The following is a 16,475-nucleotide window of genomic DNA, read 5'->3' on the forward strand; positions in this document are numbered from 1 at the left end:
GACGATGGCGGGCAAGAGCACCCCGATGATGGACCAGTACCACGCGCTGAAGCGCGAGGCGGGCGATTGCCTGCTGTTCTATCGCATGGGCGACTTCTTCGAGCTGTTTTTCGACGACGCGCGCACCGCGGCCGGCGTGCTCGACATCGCGCTGACCACGCGCGGGGAGCATGGGGGGGAACCGGTGCCGATGTGCGGGGTGCCGGTCCATTCGGCGGAAAGCTATCTCGCCCGCCTGATCCGCGCGGGATGCCGGGTCGCCATCGCCGAGCAGGTCGAAACCCCGGAAGAAGCGAAAGAGCGCGCCCGGCGCGAAGGCTCGCCCGTGTCGAAAGCGCTGGTGAAACGCGACATCGTGCGTTTCGTCACCGCCGGGACGCTGACCGAAGAGGCGCTGCTCGAACCGCGCCGCGCCAACGTGCTGGCGGCGGTCTGCGACCTGCGCGGGACGGCGGGCATTGCCGCGGTCGACATCTCGACCGGGCGCATGGCGCTGGAAGAATGCGCACCCGAACGGCTGGGCGCGGCGATCGCGCGCCTGGGGCCGAGCGAGATCGTGATCCCGGAGGACTGGCCCGCCGAATGGGGCGAACGCCCGGCCGAAGCGATCGAACGCGCGCGCGGCGATTTCGCCAGCGACGCAGGGCAGCAACGGCTGCAGACCATTCACGGCGTCGCCACGCTCGACGGGTTCGGCGCTTTCACCCGGCCTATGCTGGCCGCGGCGGGGGGGCTGATCGCCTATCTCGACCACGCCGGCCGGGGCAAACTGCCCCTGCTGCTCCCACCGGAGGTGCGCGCGGGCGAGGCCACCCTGGCGATGGACGAGGCGACCCGGGCGAGCCTGGAAATCGTCCGCTCGCAGCAGGGCGGGCGCGAGGGCAGCCTGCTGGCGGCGGTCGATCGCTGCGCCACCGGCGCCGGCGCGCGGCAACTGGCGGAAGACCTGTCGGCGCCGCTCACCGACGGCCGCGCGATCGAGGCGCGGCTGGCGCTGGTCGGCTGGCTCCATGCCGATCCCCTGCTGCGCGCCGAGCTGCGCGAAGTGCTGCGCGCCCTGCCCGATATCGGGCGCGCGCTCGGGCGGATCGTCGCCGGGCGCGGCTCTCCGCGCGACCTGGGGCAAGTGCGCGACGGCCTGGCCGAGGCGCGGCGGATCCGCGAACACCTGCAGGCGCGGCCCGACCGCCCGGCCCTGCTCGACACACTGTTGCCGCAGCTGGGCGGACACGGCGCGCTGGTCGATCTGCTCCAGCGCGCGCTGGTCCCCGCACCGCCGACCGAGCGGCAGAATGGCGGCTTCATCGCCGAAGGCTACGACGCCGGGCTCGACGAATTGCGGCAGACCTCCGGCAATGCGCGCCGGGCCATTGCCGCGATGGAAAGCCGCTATCGCGAAGAGACCGGAATCGCCGCGCTCAAGATCAGGCATAACGGCGTGCTCGGCTATTTCATCGAAGTGCCGAGCAAGCACGCCGACGCGCTGATGGCGCCCGACAGCGGCTTTACCCACCGCCAGACGATGGCCGGCGCGGTGCGGTTCAATTCGCTGGGCCTGCACGAGGAAGCCGCGCGTATTGCCGAGGCGGGCGGCCACGCACTCGCCGCGGAAGAGGCGCATTTCGAGGAGCTGACCGGCGCGGTGGCGGAACGGCGCGAGGCGATTGCGCAGACCGCCGCGGCTCTGGCGCGGCTCGACGTCGCGGCCGGCAATGCCGAACGCGCGGCGGAAGGCGACTGGTGCCGGCCCGAGATCGTGGAGGATCGCTGCCTCGAAATCGCCGGCGGGCGCCATCCGGTGGTGGAGGCCGCGCTGGCGAAGGCGGATCAGCGGTTCGTCGCCAACGACTGCCGGCTCGACGACGACGACCGGCTGTGGCTGATCGGCGGCCCCAATATGGGCGGCAAGTCGACCTTCCTGCGGCAGAACGCGCTGATCGTGCTGCTGGCCCAGGCCGGCTGTTTCGTGCCCGCTGCAAGCGCGCGGATCGGCCTGGTGGACCGGCTGTTCAGCCGCGTGGGCGCATCGGACAACCTGGCACGCGGGCGGTCGACTTTCATGGTCGAGATGGTCGAAACCGCAGCAATCCTGGCGCAGGCGACCGAACGCAGTTTCGTGATCCTCGACGAAGTCGGGCGCGGGACCTCCACTTACGACGGCCTCGCCCTCGCCTGGGCGGTGGTGGAGGCGGTCCACGAGACGTTGCGCTGCCGGTGCCTGTTCGCCACCCATTATCACGAGCTGGCGCGCCTTGCCGAAACCTGCGAGGCGCTGAGCCTCCATCACGTCCGCGCGCGCGAGTGGAAGGGCGATCTCGTGCTGCTGCACGAACTGGCGCAAGGGCCCGCCGATCGCAGCTACGGCCTCGCGGTGGCGCGCCTCGCGGGGGTGCCGGACGGGGTGGTCGCCCGCGCGCGCTCGGTGCTGGAGCGGCTGGAGAAAGGCCGCGCCGAGACCGGCGGCCTTGCCGCGGGGCTGGGCGATCTGCCGTTGTTCGCAGCGGCGAGCGCGGTGGAGGAGGAGCGCCGCGACACGCTGCGCGAGCAGCTCCAGACGCTCGACATCGACGCGCTTTCCCCGCGCGAGGCGCTCGACACGCTCTATCGCCTCAAGCACGAGGCCGCATCCACCAAGCCTTAAGCTTTCGCGCCTAGTGTCGCGCATCATGAACGCCAATCCGTTCACCAACAAGTGGGCAGCGATCGCGCTCGCCCTGCTCGTCATCATCGCGGCGATCGCGCTTGTCGGCGACGAAGAGGGAGAGGGCGTGCTGAGCCGCCTGACCGAACGCGCCGCGGATCAGCGCGCACGAGCAGGCGACAGGCCAGTCCCCGCCGCCGAGCTGGCACCGCCGCCCGGCCTCGTTTCGCGCCCGCCCGCCGCGCCCGTGCCGAGCTTCGACGAAAACCCGGACAACGGCTTCGACGACGCGATCGAATTCTTCCCCGATGATGCGCTCGTCGACGATGCCGAAGGCTTCGATTCGCCCCCCATGATCGTCCACGAGCGGGAGCCGGACGGCGGGGCCGTGTTTGAAGCGGAAGGAGAAACGGCTATCGTCGTGCCGAATGACGGAGGAGAAGGACTCTAACGATCTTGCGGCCGAACGGACCCGCTTCGCCGAGGACCGCAATATCATGGCGACCGAGCGAACTTTCGCCGGGTGGATTCGCACGGCCTTCGCCGCGATCGGCATAGGCCTGGCGTTCCGCGTCCTGTTCGGGGAATTCGAACCGCCATGGCTCGCGAAAGCGATCGCGACGCTGTTCATCGCGGCCGGGGGCGTGCTGGCCCTTTCCGCCCAGCGCCGCGCCAGTCGAACGCTTGCGCGCCTCGATTCGCACGAGTTCGAGCGCGCCACCATCCCCGATTTCCGGTTGCTCGCCTATGCCGTCGTCCTGGGCGCGGCGATCCTGATCGCCGGGCTGTGGGTGCTCAACGACGGCAGTCTCGCGAAGACGGATGGCTGAGGGTCGCTTTCGTTGCGATCAGGTTCCGTCGCCGCGAAGCCCATCGGGCTTGCGCGGCTTGCCGTACTTGTCGACGTTGTCGTCGTGATTGGGTTCGCCGCGATAGGCGCCCATATCGATCCGGCCCGAGCTTTCCATGTCGCGCATCCGGTCGACCACGTCCTGCGTCGAATCGTTCATCAGATCGCTGGAATTGTCGTCCTTTTCGCTCTCGGTCGGACTGACGCCGGCCGGCTCGCGCGCGTCCTCCGCGATCTCCTGCGCCTGGGCGCGGTGATCGTCCTGCTCGTCGTTATGCATTTCGGGCGCCAGGTCGCGCTGGCGCTCTTCCTGGCTCTTCACCGGTTTGTCGGTCATGCGAATTCTCCTTCGCAGGGCCAACGGACGGCGGGCGGCGCGCGTTCCGCGGTTCAGCGCGTCGGGACCGGCTCCTCGCCCGAATAGTCGTAGAACCCGCGCCCCGTCTTGCGGCCATACCAGCCCGCCTCGACATATTTCACCAGCAGGGGTGCCGGGCGATATCGGGGATCGCCGGTCGTGCCGTGGAGCACCTTGATGATTTCCAGGCAGGTATCCAGCCCGACGAAGTCGGCCAGCTGCAGCGGCCCCATCGGATGGTTCAGGCCAAGGCGGCACCCCTTTTCGATATCCGCGACATTCGCCGTGCCCTGGCCCAGGACGCAGATCGCCTCGTTGATCATCGGCAGCAGGATCCGGTTGACGACGAAGCCGGGCTCGTCCTGGCTCAGCACGACTTCCTTGCCCAGACTTTCGGCAAAGGCGCGCATACGCGCGGTCGTCTCGTCCGATGTGGCGAGGCCGGGGATGACCTCGATCAGGCCCATCACCGGCACCGGGTTGAAGAAATGCAGCCCGATGAAGCGCGCCGGATCGGGCGCCCAGTTGGCCATGCGGGTGATCGGGATGGAGCTGGTGTTGCTGGCGAGGATGGCTTCGCTGCCCAGCACTTCGCCCGCGGCTTCGAAGATCGAGCGCTTGATGTCTTCGCGTTCGGTCGCAGCCTCGATAATCAGGTCGGCGTCGGCCATCGCGTCGTAGCCGGCGACCGGGGCGATCCGCGCCAGCGCGGCCTCGGCATCGGCGGCCTCGACCTTGCCCTTGTCGACCAGCCGGGCCAGCGCGCGCCCGATCCCCGCTTTCGCCTTTTCCGCAAGGCTCAGCTCCACGTCGGCGAGCAGGACATCGATCCCGTGCCCGGCCACGGTCTGCGCGATTCCCGAGCCCATCTGGCCCGCCCCGACGATCGCCACCTTTTGCATTTGCACACGTCCTTCGCAGTTGCAGCACGGGCGCCTCGTAACCTCTGGCGTCAGCCCTGGCTAGAGCCGCCCGCCCGGCCCGGCACCGCGAAGGTCAGCGATTGGCGCCGGGGGCCCATTTCACGTCGCGCGCGCCGTTGTCGTTGAGCACGCGCGCGAGCACGAAGAGATGGTCCGACAGGCGGTTGATATAGGCCAGCGCAGCCGGATTGACCGGCTCGCTTTTGGCCAGGGCGGTCATCGCCCGCTCCGCCTCGCGCACCGCCGCGCGCGCGACATGGACGCGCGCCGCCGCCTCGCCGCCGCCCGGCAGGACGAAGCTCCTGAGCGGCTCGAGCGTCTCGTTGTGCCGGTCGATCTCGCGCTCGAGCCACTCGACCTGTGCCGGCACGACGCGCAGCACCATGTCCGACGGTTCGAAATCCTCGCCCGGCGTGGCGAGATCGGCGCCGAGATCGAACAGGTCGTTCTGGATGCGATAGATCGCTTCGGCATGGGGCCCGCCGGCGAGCGCCGCGGCAGCCAGGCCGAGCGCGCTGTTGGCCGCGTCCACCCGGCCGATCGCGGCGATGCGCGGCGAATGCTTGGCCGTGCGCGAACCGTCGACGAGGCCGGTCGTGCCGTCGTCGCCGGTGCGGGTATAGATCCTGTTGAGCTTGACCATAAGCGCGAAGGCCCGCGCGTCAGTTGGCGATCGCGAGCAGGACCGCCACGACCACGACCGCAAGCGCCTGATACTTGATGCGGGCGAACATCATCTTGTTCTGCATCAGCTGCATCTCGCTGGCGGTGCCGGTATCCTCGCGCTCCAGGTCCATCTTGGTGCTTTTCAGGAACGCAATGATCCCCCGCACGAGCGAGAACACCACCAGGGCGACGAGGATCAGGAGGACGATGACGAGAAAAGTGGTCATGGCCACGATGTAGGCGCTAGCCGAGCGAAATGCCAGCGGGGAAGCGCTGGCGGCGCAAGGCCGCCGCGATCGCCGCGCCGTCCTCGCCCGCCCGGCGCCGGTCCGCCAGCGAGGGGGAGTGGCGCCGCTTGGCGAGCTTGGTGCCGGTCGCGTCTTCGATCAGGAGCGGATGGTGGTGCCACGTCGGCACCGGCAGATCGAGCAATGCCTGGAGCAGGCGGTGCACATGGGTCGCCGCGAACAGGTCGCGCCCGCGGGTGACCAGCGTCACCCCGTCCGCCGCATCGTCGAGCGTCGCGGCGAGGTGATAGCTGGCCGGCTCGTTCTTACGCACCAGCACGACATCGCCCAGCCGCGCCGGGTCGACCGCCTGCCGGCCCGCCAGCGCATCGACCCATTCGAGCGGCCCGGTGCGTTCGAGCGCGGCGGCAACGTCCAGCCTCCAGGCGACCGGTGCGCCCTCGCCCCCCGCGACATCGCGAACCGGCCGGCCCTTGCACGTTCCGGGATAGACCGGCCCTTCCGGCCCCGCGCGCGTCGCGCTGGCGGCAATTTCCGCCCGGGTGCAGGTGCAGGGATAGAGCAGCCCCTCCGCCCGCAGCCGCGCGGCCGCCGCGGCATAGCTGTCGAGCCGGGCCGACTGGGGCGCGACTTCGCGCCATTCGAGGCCGAGCCAGGCGAGATCGGCGCGGAATTCCTCCGCCAGCTCCGGCCGGCTGCGCGCGCCGTCGATATCCTCGATCCGCAGCAGGAACCGCCCCTGCGCCGCCTGTGCGAGGTCGTGCGCGGTAACGGCCGAGAAAGCATGGCCGAGGTGGAGCGAACCGTTCGGACTGGGGGCAAAGCGGGTAGTGACCAGGGGGCACCTTTGTGACTCGAAAGCCGCGACTCGCGCAAAAAGCTTGTGGATTCGCATTGTGTAACAGGCTTGACGCTTTTTGCCGCAAGTGCTCCCATCACGGCATAAGGGAGGACACGCGAACGTGTCATGACCAATGTTCAGGGCTGAACTGATCGAGCGCGCGGCGCGGTTCAGGAGCGCCGATGAAGACCCGACACGCAACCTGTCGGCCTGCCCGTCGCTTGTCCTGAACGCCGATTATACGCCGCTGTCCTATTATCCGTTGAGCCTGTGGCCGTGGCAGACCGCGATCAAGGCGATCTTCCTCGACCGGGTGGACGTGGTCGCGACATACGAGCGCGAAGTGCACTCGCCCTCGCTCGACATGAAGATCCCCAGCGTGATCGCGCTGCGGCAATATGTGAAGCAATCCGAATTTCCGGCCTTCACCCGCTTCAACGTGTTCCTGCGCGACCGCTTCACCTGCCAGTATTGCGGCTGCCCCGACCACCTGACGTTCGACCACGTCGTGCCCCGCCGCCAGGGGGGCAAGACGACGTGGGAAAACATCATCACCGCCTGCGCGCCGTGCAACATGAAGAAGGGCGGCCGCACGCCCCGCGAGGCGCATATGCCCGCGGTCAGCCCGATCCGCCCGACCAGCTGGCAATTGCAGGAACGCGGCAAGGCCTTCCCGCCGAACTACCTCCACGAAACCTGGCGCGACTGGCTCTACTGGGACATCGAGCTGGAGGAGTGAGAGCAGGTTGCGACCCTTCTCATACTCTCTCCCCTTCGGGGGAGAGATACGCAGGCTTGGCGCGAAGCGCCTAGCCGGAGTTGAGAGGGGGCGGTTGCGCGACTCCCCCTCTCCCAACCCTCTCCCCTGAAGGGGAGAGGGCTTGTTCCAACGCTCACGTCACCGCCGCCCTCTCGCGGAACTCGTCGCGCTGCCATTCGCCGGTCTCGAGCACTTCGGCCAGATGCCGCGCCGCCTCGGCGACATCCTCGAACGCGACGTAGGCCGGGGCGAAGCCGAAGCGCAGGATGTCGGGGTCGCGGAAATCGCCGATGACGCCGCGGGCGATCAGCGCCTGGCAGATCGCATAGGCTTCCGGGTGGCGGAAGGAGAGCTGGCTGCCGCGCTGCATGGGGTCGGTCGGACTGACGAGGTCGAGTTCGATGCCGAGGCGGTCGAGGCCGATGCGGAAGAATTCGGACAGCGCACGCGACTTGGCGGCGAGGCGCTCGATGCCGATCTCCGCGATCAGCTCGACGCCGGCCTCCAGCGCAGCAAGGCCGAGGATCGGCGGAGTGCCGGCGAGCAAGCGCTCCACGCCCGGCGCCGGCGCATAATCGTCGGAGAAGGCGAAAGGCGCGGCGTGGCCCATCCAGCCGGTCAGCGGCTGCTCCAGCGCCGCGTGGTGGCGCCGCGCGGCATAGGCGAAGGCGGGCGCGCCGGGGCCGCCGTTGAGATACTTGTAGCCGCAGCCGACCGCGAAATCCGCCCCCTCCCCATCGGGCACACAGCCGTTCAGGTCGACGGGAACCGCGCCGGCGCTGTGCGACAGGTCCCACAGGACCAGCGCCCCGGCCGCGTGCGCGGCACGGGTGAGCGCGGCCATGTCGAACACTTCGCCCGTCTTGTAGTGCACGTGGGTCAGCAGGAGCAGCGCGACGTCGCCGTCCAGCGCCTCGGCCAGCCGGTCGCGCGGGGCGAGGCGGCGTTCGGCAAGGCCCTGCGCCTCCAGCCCGGCGATCATGTAGAGGTCGGTCGGGAAATTGCCCGGCTCGGACAGGATCGCCTTGCGCCCCGGCCGCATACGGAGCGCGGCGGCGATCAGCTTGAACAGGTTCACCGACGTGCTGTCGCAGGCGATCGTTTCGTCCGGCGCCGCGCCGATCAGCGGGGCGATCTTGCCGCCGACGCGCCGGGGAAGGTCGATCCAGCCGGCGCTGTTCCAGCTGCGGATCAGCCCTTCGCCCCATTCGCCGCGGATCGCTTGCGCCATCCGCTCGGCAGTGGCCGTCGGCAGCGCGCCGAGCGAGTTGCCGTCGAGATAGATCACCCCGTCGGGCAGGGCGAAGCGGGCGCGATATTCGCGCAGGGGATCGGCGGCGTCGCGCGCGCGGGCGTCGTCCAGCATCAGATCGCCGTCCTGACGCTGAGGAGTTCGGGGAAGAACGCCTGCTTCAGCACGCCTTCGAGATAGGGCACGCCCGGCGTGCCGCCGGTCCCCTTCTTGAACCCGATGATCCGCTCCACCGTCTTGAGATGGCCGAAGCGCCAGCGCTGGAAATGGTATTCGAGGTCGACCAGCTTCTCGGCCAGCTCGTAGAGGTCCCAGTGCGCCGAGGGTTCGCGGTAGATTTCGGCCCAGGCCGCCTCGACATCGGCCGAATGTTCCCACGGCAGGCGATGGTCGCGCTCCAGCACCGCGTCGGGGATTGCGAAACCGCGCCGCGCAAGCAGGCGCATCGTTTCGGCATAGATGCTGGGCCGGTCCAGCTCCGCGCGCAGCGCCGCGGCCACGTCGGGCGTCGCCTCGTGCATCGTCACCATGTCGGGATTGCGCCCGCCGAGGAGGAATTCCATCATCCGGTACTGGGCCGACTGGAACCCGCTCGAATTGCCGAGATGCGGACGCACGGTGGAATAGTCGTGCGGCGTCATCGTGGAGAGGACGTCCCAGCTCTGGATCAACTGCCCCTGCGCGCGGGCCACCCGGGCGAGCATCTTGAACGCCGGGCGCAGGCGATCCTCGCCGATGCAGTCGCGCGCCGCCTCCAGCTCGTGCAGGCAGAGCTTGAGCCACAGCTCGCTCGCCTGGTGGACGATGATGAACAGCATCTCGTCGTGCGCGCCCGAGACCGGGTGCTGCGCCGCCAGGATGCGGTCGAGATCGAGATAGGAGGAATAGGTGACGTCGCGGGCCATGCCGCGGCCATAACGCGAACCGATTGCGAGCGAAACTACCCCTCGACCACGCGCGTCGCCGGGTGATGCTTGTCGAGATGCTTGCGCACGATCTTCAGGTTGCGCGTGTTGGACCGGAACACGAGGTCGAACGCGTCGCCGGCAAGGGGGATGGCGCCGATCGCGGTGTCGAAGGCGATATTGCCGGCCATGCGCCACAGCTTCCACTTGGGCAGCCCCAGATTGCGCGCTTCCCACACGATGTAGGCGCCCATCGCCGCAGCGATCACGTCGCCGACGACCGGAACCAGCCCGACGATCGAATCGAGGCCGACCGGATAGTTGATCCCGGGGATGCGGAAACTGCGCTCCAGCAAATGCTCCATCGTCTCGATCCGGCGGCGGATCGATTGGGGATCGGTTCCAGTGGGCAGTTCGATAGCCATCGGGCGGGGCCGGTTCATCGCATTCTCCTTGCCCGCTAGATGGGACGCATGGCGAGCGGGAGCAAGGGATGGATACTCCAGCGGTTTTCCTGGAAGCCCTGGACGCCGCCGCGCACCAGCGACCAGCGAATCGGCGCGCCGATCGGGATATAGACATTGCTCGCGGCCAGTTCCGCCTCCGCCTCGGCATAGAGCGCGGCGCGCACGATGGCGTTCTGGGCCGAAAGCGCCTCTTCCACGCGGGCGTCGGCCTCCGGCGAACAGAGCCCGCCGCGCAGCGGACAGGCGAACTGGTTGAGGAACCATCGCGCCGCGCCGTAGCGCGCGACGCGGTCGACCAGAACGAGATCGGCCTGCTCCGGGTCGTCGACGCGGTCGAGCGCGACCCCGATCGCGGCGAAATCGTCCGCCAGCCGGGCGAACAGCAGGTCCGACCCGGGGCCGGGCGGCAGAGCCAGGGTGACGCGCGCGATGCGCCCCTCCCCCTCGCCCAGCCAGCCCGCGATACGGCGCGCGGCAAGCGCGCGGCGCTCCTCCAGCGAAAGGTCGCTCCAGCGCTCGTCGATCGTTCCGATGTCGTCGGGCAGGCCCGGCGCGACGATCCGCGTGGTCGGGACCCAGCCGCCGATGTTGAACGGCTGCAACAATTGCGGGCGATCGATCGCCATGGCCAGCGCCTCGCGCCGGGCGGCATCGGCCAGCAGCCCTTCGTCCGAACGCACGCGCAGGCCGAACAGGCCGAGCGCGGCATCGAGCCGGACGGTCCCGCGCGAGAGCGCACCGACATCGGCAAGCGGCAGATTGGCCAGCGTGCCGTTGAGCACGAGATCGGCCTGCCCCGCATCGAAGGCGGCGACCGCCTCTCGCGCCGGGAGGACGCGCACGAACACCTGGCGGATACGCTCGTCCCAGTCGGGATCTTCGGGCAGCCCGCGGGTTTCGGGCGGGCGCGGCTCGAGCAACCAGCCGTCCTCGGTGCGGCTGGCGGCCATCGGCCCCATCCCCGCCCCGCCGCGGCGCAGCCCCAGTTCGGGCTGGGCGAGGATTTGCAGGAGGTCGGGCAGCGGGCTGGTCAGGCGGATTTCGACCACTCGCCCGGTCATCGCCCGGACTTCGCTGATCTTGGCGAGATCGCGCCCGAGCGAGGTGCCCTGCAGCCGGCGGAGCACCGTCCGCAGCTCGTCGCGCACCTCCTCCGCCTCGATCTGCTCGCCGTCGTCCCATGCCGAATTGCGCAGGCGGAAGATGTAGCTCAGGCCGTCGTCGGTGACGACCCACCGCTCCGCCACCGCCGGGACGACCCCGCCCGAAGCGTCGAGAGCGACCAGTCCTTCGGCCGTGGCTGCGCGCAAGTGCTGGCCGGCGGGGGAAAGCCGCAGGCCGCTCTCCTCCAGTTCGCCGGGTTCGCCGATAAAGACCACGCGGACCAGGTCGTCGCCCCCGCCGCTGCACCCGGCAAGCACGAGCGCGAGAGCGGCGCAAAGGAGAGCGATCGGATTGGAGAGACGCATCGCCGCCTGCCTAGCAGGCAAGAGGCGTCAGGTCAGCGCAGAAGAACGGCACTGCCGGCAATCGCATGCGGTCGTCAGGCCTAGAGCTTGCGCAAGCGTGTCAGGTCGACCGCCGCGTGGCCGGGCAGGATTGAGGACGGGCGCGTGAATCGCGGGGACGAAGTGTCGCCCTGGGCGACCGGCTCGCGCACCGCACGGGCATCGATTTCTTCCGAGAAGGCAATGCCGAAGCGCTTGTCCTGGACCCACGCCACGGCCCCTTCGACCCAGCCGACATTGCGCAGATCGACCGCCAGCCGCGTGCCGCGTTCGACCGACACGTCGCCTTCGGCCATCATCCCGCCGGCGGAAAGGTTGCGCACTTTGACCCGGTGCTCCGCCGAATCGCCGGCGATGCGCACCGTGGCCAGAAGAAACAGGCTGTCCCTGGCAATGTGTCGCGTATCGACGCCGGACATGGGCTCTTCCGTCCTTTCCTCGGTCAACGATTCGACCTCGCAGGCCTCTGCAAGAGTCGGGAGTCCAATAGCCCGCGACAGGCTAACGAAGCTTTAAGCCTGTCCGGGGGGCCTGCGCCGTTCGGGCGCGTGCATCCCCGTTCAATCGTCGCGCGAGATCTTCTCGCGGCGTTCGTGCGCTTCCTGCGCCTCGACCGTCATCGTCGCCACCGGGCGCGCGATCAGGCGGCGCAGGCCGATGGGATCGCCGGTCACCTCGCAATAGCCGTATTCGCCATCGTCGATCCGGCGCAGCGCGGCATCGATCTTGGCGATCAGCTTGCGCTGCCGGTCGCGCGTGCGCAACTCGATGCTCCAGTCGGTTTCGCTGGATGCGCGATCGTTGAGATCCGGCTCGCGAATCGGCCCGTCCTGCAACGACTGCAGCGTGGCCGAAGACGCATTCAGGATCGACCGCTTCCATTCGAGCAGCAGCATACGAAAGAAATTCGTCTGCCGCTCGTTCATGTAAGGCTCGTCGTCGCTCGGTTCGTAATCCGGCGCGATCGACTGCCTGGCCTGTTCGAGAACTTCGATGTCGGTGGACGTGGCCGACGCCATACTTGCCTCTCAACCCCTGCCGGCCGCAGCCGGCGCTTTCCAGTCCGGTCCGCCGGCGTGTCCGACGGTCCGGGCCCCGCATGGGGCGGGCCTATAAGCGGGGGGTCGGGCACGCACAAGCGGCAAATGGGGGCTGCCGGGCGAATTCGTTTCGCGGCCGCCCCGGCCCCCGCTCCGCCTCCCGCTCCGCGCCTCTGTCGCCCCGACGAATTAACCTTTTGTTGACCATGTTCGGCGCAAGTCATGCATCGGGCGCCGTTGGGGAGCGCCGGAAAAATGACGGGGGGCAGACAAATGGAGCTCACTCCAATCGATGGCGGGATGGCAGTTCCCGCGGATACGACGATCGCGGACAAGCTGGTCGCGCGCTGCCTGGCCGCTGCCGCCCGGGGCGAAGCGGCCGCCTTCTTCGACCTCGGCGTGGCGTTTTCCACCGGCAGCCACGACGTCGGCTGCGACCTGGTGGAAGCGCACAAGTGGTTCAACCTCGCGGCCGTCTACGGGCACGAGGACGCGGCCCGCTGCCGCGCCGAAATTTCCGACGAAATGACGGCGCGCGAAATCGCCGAGGCCCAGCGCCGCGCGCGCGAATGGCTCAATGCCGATGCCCGCCGCGCCGCCTAGAGACGTTTTCGGCAAGGCTGAAGCGGCACCAGCCCGATCAAAACGACGCTAGCCGTTCTTGAACGGCGTGTGCCCGGCCATGGCCGATCGGTCGTGCGCGACGGCCTCGCGCTCGTGCCGCAGGAATTCGCCGACCGCCTCGCGCAGGCCGGGATCGGCGATCCAGTGGGCGGACCATGTTTCGACCGGCTCGTAACCGCGCATCAGCTTGTGCCCGCCCTGGGCCCCGGCCTCGACCCGGGCCAGGCCGCGTTCGATCGCCGCGTCGATCGCCTGGTAATAGCACAGCTCGAAATGGAGGAACCGGCGCTGCTGCGTGCAGCCCCAGTACCGGCCGAACAGCGTGGTGCCGCCGATGAAGTTCAGCGCGCCGGCAATCGCCTCTCCGCCATCGTAGGCGAGGACCAGCAGGATGCGATCCGCCATCCGCTCGCCCAGCAGCGCGAAGGCCTCGCGCGTGAGATAGGGCCGCCCCCATTTGCGCGCGCCGGTGTCCTGATAGAATTCCCAGAAGGCGTCCCAGTGCTCGGCCCGGATGTCGGCGCCGCTCAGGTGGCGGATCGCCAGCCCCTCCTGCGCCGCGGCGCGTTCCTTGCGGATCGCCTTGCGCTTGCGCGAACTGAGCGCGGCGAGGAAGCCGTCGAAGCTGTCGTATCCGCGGTTTTCCCAGTGGAACTGGATATCGCTGCGCATCAGCCAGCCGCCATCGGCGAACACTGCGCGCTGCTCGGGCGCGAGGAACGTGGCGTGGGCGGACGACAGGCCGAACCGGGTGCAGACCGCCTCCGCCGCGCGCAGCAGCAGCGCCGCGTCGGCATCGCTTGCCGCGAGCAGCCGCGGCCCGGTCGCGGGGGTGAACGGCGCCGCGATCTGGAGCTTGGGGTAATAGCTTCCGCCGGCGCGCTCGTAGGCATCGGCCCAGGCGTGATCGAACACGTATTCGCCCTGGCTGTGCGACTTGGCATAGGCCGGCATGGCCGCCGCCAGCGACCGGTCCGCGCCGCGCTCGACCACGATCGGCAGCGGCTGCCAGCCGGTGCCGGGGCCGACGCTGCCCGAATCCTCCAGCGCGGTCAGGAAATCCCACGCGACGAAGGGATTGTCGCGCCCGGCCAGCCGATCCCAGGCGTCGCGCGGCAGCGAGCCGACCGCATCGGCCACGCGAATCCGCTCGTCCCCCGCACTCACGCCAGCCCTTCCCCTTCGGCGATCGGCGCATCGGCACTGGCGGCGGCGCGTGCGCGCTGTTCCGCATCGCGCACGGTCCAGGTCAGAACCGGCAGCCCGCGGCGGCGCTGGGCCGCCGCAAAGCCGCTGGGCAGATCGCGAATGTCGTAAGCGAGGAAATCGGGTCGCGCGTGCCACAGCGCGGCGTGGCGGCGCCAGCTTCCGAGGAGGCCGCGCTCGTTCTCCTCGGTCACCACCAGTCCGCGCACGGTGCGCGGCGAATGGATCGCGAACCAGCGCGATACGCGCGGATCGAAGCTCATCACCGCATGGCGGCCCTGGTATCCGTCGAGCGCGCGGTGCACGGCGAGGCACAGCGGCGCGACCCGGCGTTCGCGCTTCGACTTGAGTTCGATCAGCAGCGGCACCCGCCCGCCGACCTGGACCAGCGCCCGCTCCAGCGAGGGAATGCGGTCGCTGCTGCCCGCCAGCGCGATCCGCTCGATCGCCGACAGCGGGCGGCGCAGCAGGGGGCCGCGTTCGTCGGTCAGCCGGTCCAGCTCCCAGTCGTGAAACACCGCAGCATGCCCGTCGCCGGTGCGTTGCACGTCGCATTCGATGCCGAAGCCGCGCGCCATCGCCTCGGCAAAGGCGGACGGCGAATTCTCGGGCACGCCGGGCGAATGCAGCCCGCGATGGGCATAGGTCGATTGCCCGAGCCATTCGACGCGCCGGGGATCGGGCGCCGGCGCGCGCCAGGCGTCGAGCAGGCGCAGAATCACGGCCGCACGGCGACGATCGCATCCACTTCGACCGCCACGCCCAGGGGGAGGACCGGCACGCCCACCGCGCTGCGCGAATGGCGCCCGGCCTCGCCGAAAACCTCGAACATCAGGTCGGATGCGCCATTGGCGACTTTGGGCTGATCGGTGAAGTCGGCCGTGGAACTGACGAAGGCGCCGAGCTTGACCACGCGCTCCACCCGGTCGAGCGAGTCCAGCGCGGCCTTGAGCTGCGCGAGGATCATCAGCCCGCAGGCGCGCGCCGCCGCCGCGCCCTCTTCCAGCGAGACATCCTCGCCCAGCCGGCCCTTGACCAGATCGCCGTCGACGAAAGGCAACTGGCCGGAGACATGGGCGAACCCGCCGTGGACGACGACGGGCTGATAGCTGGCGACCGGCGCCGCGGCCTGCGGCAGTGCGATTCCCAGTTCGGCGAGTTTGGCGTCGATGCTCATGCGTTTTCCCGGTTCTGTGTTTCACTGGCAAGCTGGTCGAGGAGCCACGGCAGCGCCTCTGCCCAGCGGTCGATCCGCGCATGTGCATGGCCCGCGCGGTGGGCGCAATCGATATGCGGCGCCAGCAGCGGCTCTCCGCACAAATGCAGGCGGCGGACCTCGGGCGCGATTTCGGCGACCGAGTGATGATGCTGCGGCAGATCGTCGATGAAGACCGCGCGGCTGGGCGCATATTCGTCGAGGATCGCCCGCAGCGCCGGCCCCTTGGGCCCCTGGTTGGTGAAGACCCGCGCGTCGATCCCGTGCTCGGTCAGCTGGCGCGCCCGGCGCTCGCGCCGTTCGTCGTTGAGGTTGGTCAGGATGACCACGTCGGCGTGCTCGGCCAGCGCGGCGATGCTTTCGACCGCCCCTTCGATCGGATGCTGGCGATCCATTTCGGTATCGAAGAAGCGCCCGAGCAGGCGCCAGATGTCGCGCTCCGCCACCGCCTCGCCGCTCTCGCGCCAGCGCATGGCCCGGGCGAAATTGCTGCTGCCGATGGTGAAATCGACGCCCTCGCTTTCGCCCAGCCAGTCGCGGAAATGGGCGACCATGTGCAGCAGCACTTCGTCGCAGTCGGATATGATCAGCGGTCGGTTCATTGCGAAGGGCTCCGGTCGGGCGCCAGCGCCCGGTGCGCGGCGATCAGCGTTTCGGGCGCGACATTGAGCGCATCGGCCGCCAGGACCAGATCCGGCTCGTGATTGGCGAGGAATTCGAGCACCGCGCCGAGCACTGCGCGATCGGTCAGCCGCTCGCGCAGGATATCGGGCGTCAGCCCGGTCAGGGCGAGCAGGCGCTGCGCCCGATCCTCGTCCTGCAGGACCCAGCCGAGCGCGCCGAGCGCCAGCGATTCGGGATCGCCGGGCACATGGTCGGGGGATGGGGTCCGGTGAATAATTGTCAGCGTCCTTGTCCGCTCATAAAGCATGCGGGCGGCAGAATGGGAGCGCGCCGGCGGTGAGCGAGG

General features: G+C 69.3%; 21 protein-coding genes. 5 read left to right on the forward strand and 16 right to left on the reverse strand.

Annotated elements, in window-relative coordinates:
* Positions 1-4 precede the first annotated feature (4 nt).
* From mutS to V5F89_RS02125, 3 genes are read left to right on the forward strand one after another with little or no spacing between them, the layout of a single operon-like run.
* Positions 5-2,641 carry a DNA mismatch repair protein MutS gene (gene mutS, locus V5F89_RS02115; protein ID WP_338446617.1) on the forward strand — a complete coding sequence of 879 codons (2,637 nt, stop codon included), beginning with the start codon at positions 5-7 and terminating at the stop codon, positions 2,639-2,641.
* A 25-nt stretch (positions 2,642-2,666) separates the two neighbouring features.
* The gene (locus tag V5F89_RS02120; RefSeq protein ID WP_338446618.1) at positions 2,667-3,092 is read left to right on the forward strand and encodes a hypothetical protein; all 426 of its coding nucleotides are present in this window, start codon (positions 2,667-2,669) and stop codon (positions 3,090-3,092) included.
* Positions 3,070-3,471, forward strand: coding sequence for a DUF202 domain-containing protein (locus V5F89_RS02125; protein WP_338446619.1), 402 nt, complete (start codon positions 3,070-3,072; stop codon positions 3,469-3,471). The genes V5F89_RS02120 and V5F89_RS02125 overlap by 23 nt, the downstream gene beginning before the upstream one ends.
* An 18-nt stretch (positions 3,472-3,489) precedes the next feature.
* Here V5F89_RS02125 and V5F89_RS02130 read toward each other — a convergent pair whose 3' ends face one another.
* The 5 genes from V5F89_RS02130 to gluQRS all read right to left on the reverse strand — a co-directional run bounded on the left by V5F89_RS02130 (position 3,490) and on the right by gluQRS (position 6,524).
* Positions 3,490-3,828, reverse strand: a complete 339-nt coding sequence (locus V5F89_RS02130; RefSeq protein WP_338446620.1) for a hypothetical protein — start codon at positions 3,826-3,828, stop codon at positions 3,490-3,492.
* A gap of 53 nt (positions 3,829-3,881) precedes the next feature.
* The gene (locus tag V5F89_RS02135; RefSeq protein ID WP_338446621.1) at positions 3,882-4,751 is read right to left on the reverse strand and encodes a 3-hydroxyacyl-CoA dehydrogenase NAD-binding domain-containing protein; all 870 of its coding nucleotides are present in this window, start codon (positions 4,749-4,751) and stop codon (positions 3,882-3,884) included.
* 94 nt (positions 4,752-4,845) lie between these two features.
* Positions 4,846-5,415, reverse strand: coding sequence for a cob(I)yrinic acid a,c-diamide adenosyltransferase (locus V5F89_RS02140; RefSeq protein WP_338446622.1), 570 nt, complete (start codon positions 5,413-5,415; stop codon positions 4,846-4,848).
* 19 nt (positions 5,416-5,434) lie between these two features.
* Positions 5,435-5,665, reverse strand: a complete 231-nt coding sequence (locus V5F89_RS02145) for a hypothetical protein (protein WP_338446623.1) — start codon at positions 5,663-5,665, stop codon at positions 5,435-5,437.
* 16 nt (positions 5,666-5,681) lie between these two features.
* A complete protein-coding gene (gluQRS, locus tag V5F89_RS02150) occupies positions 5,682-6,524 on the reverse strand; it encodes a tRNA glutamyl-Q(34) synthetase GluQRS (protein ID WP_338447486.1) in 843 nt (280 codons plus the stop codon).
* A 136-nt stretch (positions 6,525-6,660) separates the two neighbouring features.
* On the opposite strand from gluQRS, the gene V5F89_RS02155 reads away from it, so the two are divergent.
* Positions 6,661-7,266, forward strand: a complete 606-nt coding sequence (locus V5F89_RS02155; protein WP_338446624.1) for an HNH endonuclease — start codon at positions 6,661-6,663, stop codon at positions 7,264-7,266.
* A gap of 154 nt (positions 7,267-7,420) precedes the next feature.
* Here the strand turns inward: V5F89_RS02155 and kynU are convergent, their stop codons facing one another.
* The 6 genes from kynU to dksA form a co-directional block, all read right to left on the reverse strand.
* Entirely contained in the window at positions 7,421-8,653 is a 1,233-nt protein-coding gene (gene kynU / locus V5F89_RS02160) for a kynureninase (protein ID WP_338446625.1), read from the reverse strand.
* Positions 8,653-9,444, reverse strand: a complete 792-nt coding sequence (locus V5F89_RS02165; protein WP_338446626.1) for a tryptophan 2,3-dioxygenase — start codon at positions 9,442-9,444, stop codon at positions 8,653-8,655. Before V5F89_RS02165 ends, kynU begins: the two co-directional genes overlap by 1 nt.
* Before the next feature lie 35 nt (positions 9,445-9,479).
* The gene (locus tag V5F89_RS02170) at positions 9,480-9,887 is read right to left on the reverse strand and encodes a DUF4112 domain-containing protein (protein WP_338446627.1); all 408 of its coding nucleotides are present in this window, start codon (positions 9,885-9,887) and stop codon (positions 9,480-9,482) included.
* Positions 9,888-9,904: 17 nt separating this feature from the next.
* Positions 9,905-11,380, reverse strand: a complete 1,476-nt coding sequence (locus V5F89_RS02175) for an ABC transporter substrate-binding protein (protein WP_338446628.1) — start codon at positions 11,378-11,380, stop codon at positions 9,905-9,907.
* Positions 11,381-11,460: 80 nt separating this feature from the next.
* On the reverse strand, positions 11,461-11,838 hold the full coding sequence (locus V5F89_RS02180) for a PilZ domain-containing protein (protein WP_338446629.1): 378 nt from the start codon (positions 11,836-11,838) through the stop codon (positions 11,461-11,463).
* Positions 11,839-11,979: 141 nt separating this feature from the next.
* Positions 11,980-12,438: an RNA polymerase-binding protein DksA gene (gene dksA / locus V5F89_RS02185; protein ID WP_338446630.1), complete on the reverse strand. Its 459-nt coding sequence runs from the start codon at positions 12,436-12,438 to the stop codon at positions 11,980-11,982.
* Positions 12,439-12,759: 321 nt separating this feature from the next.
* Between dksA and V5F89_RS02190 the strand changes: the two genes are divergently transcribed.
* Complete coding sequence (locus V5F89_RS02190; protein ID WP_338446631.1) at positions 12,760-13,062, forward strand: hypothetical protein; 303 nt, start codon at positions 12,760-12,762, stop codon at positions 13,060-13,062.
* Positions 13,063-13,110: 48 nt separating this feature from the next.
* Here the strand turns inward: V5F89_RS02190 and V5F89_RS02195 are convergent, their stop codons facing one another.
* Genes V5F89_RS02195 through V5F89_RS02215 form a run of 5 tightly spaced genes read right to left on the reverse strand, consistent with a single transcriptional unit; the run spans position 13,111 to position 16,376 of the window.
* Positions 13,111-14,250, reverse strand: coding sequence for a GNAT family N-acetyltransferase (locus V5F89_RS02195; protein ID WP_338446632.1), 1,140 nt, complete (start codon positions 14,248-14,250; stop codon positions 13,111-13,113).
* On the reverse strand, positions 14,247-15,011 hold the full coding sequence (locus V5F89_RS02200) for a glycerophosphodiester phosphodiesterase family protein (protein WP_338446633.1): 765 nt from the start codon (positions 15,009-15,011) through the stop codon (positions 14,247-14,249). The genes V5F89_RS02195 and V5F89_RS02200 overlap by 4 nt, the downstream gene beginning before the upstream one ends.
* Positions 15,008-15,466: a RidA family protein gene (locus V5F89_RS02205; protein WP_338446634.1), complete on the reverse strand. Its 459-nt coding sequence runs from the start codon at positions 15,464-15,466 to the stop codon at positions 15,008-15,010. Before V5F89_RS02205 ends, V5F89_RS02200 begins: the two co-directional genes overlap by 4 nt.
* Positions 15,463-16,107, reverse strand: coding sequence for an HAD family hydrolase (locus V5F89_RS02210; protein WP_338446635.1), 645 nt, complete (start codon positions 16,105-16,107; stop codon positions 15,463-15,465). Before V5F89_RS02210 ends, V5F89_RS02205 begins: the two co-directional genes overlap by 4 nt.
* Positions 16,104-16,376 carry a DUF3572 domain-containing protein gene (locus V5F89_RS02215; protein ID WP_338446636.1) on the reverse strand — a complete coding sequence of 91 codons (273 nt, stop codon included), beginning with the start codon at positions 16,374-16,376 and terminating at the stop codon, positions 16,104-16,106. Before V5F89_RS02215 ends, V5F89_RS02210 begins: the two co-directional genes overlap by 4 nt.
* Positions 16,377-16,475: the final 99 nt, after the last annotated feature.

It is taken from the genome of Pelagerythrobacter marensis, from assembly GCF_036700095.1.
Taxonomy (GTDB): Bacteria; Pseudomonadota; Alphaproteobacteria; order Sphingomonadales; family Sphingomonadaceae; genus Pelagerythrobacter; species Pelagerythrobacter marensis_A.